Consider the following 672-nt stretch of genomic DNA (forward strand, 5'->3'; position numbering starts at 1 on the left):
CCTCTTGACGCTATTGCCGTAGCCGATGCCGCCACCCATGATGGAGAAACATTTTTTCCGCATGTTGTTCGTCTGTTTGCACAATATCCTGAAATAAAATCATGGATTGATACAGTGCTCTATGACAGTGCCTGTGATAGTCAACCACTCAAGGATAAGTTCCGAGACCAATTAGGTATCGCGCTGAAGGCATCGCTCAATCCTCGCAGAAAAAAAACCGTGACGGAAAATTTGCCAAAAGGAATGAAAAAACTTACCGCCTATGGCAACCTGGTATGCAATGCCGACTTTGAGATGGATTACCAAGGGGCACGATACAAAACGGAGAAGTTTATTTACCAAGCGCCTTTGGATGCAAATGGGACAAGTGTTTGCGATAACTGCGAACAAAAATCAATGTGTTGCCCCTTTGCTCTTAATGGACGTATTGCGCAAGTATCATTTGATATGCTCGCTCATATCGACTCACAAGATCCCCCGATGGCCAAGCGATTTAAAGCTATCATGACACGGCGCCCATCGGTGGAGCGAATGATTAAACGCCTCAAATGCGACCTGGGCGATGACAGATTAAAAAAACGTAGCAACGCATCGTTTCAAGCTTACCTTGATAAGACAATGATTGCTTTTCATATCCTTCTAAGGAGCTAAAAGGTAAATCTGTAACAAACA

The 672-nt window shown here is 44.0% G+C and carries 1 protein-coding gene; it reads left to right on the forward strand.

The features are described 5' to 3' along the window. The coding region (locus GY683_RS04710) for a hypothetical protein (protein ID WP_297287646.1) at positions 1 to 651 on the forward strand (651 nt) is incomplete at its 5' end. Positions 652 to 672: the final 21 nt, after the last annotated feature.

Origin of the sequence: Moraxella sp. (assembly GCF_024227015.1) — a bacterium.
In the GTDB taxonomy this organism is placed as follows: Bacteria; Pseudomonadota; Gammaproteobacteria; order Pseudomonadales; family Moraxellaceae; genus Moraxella.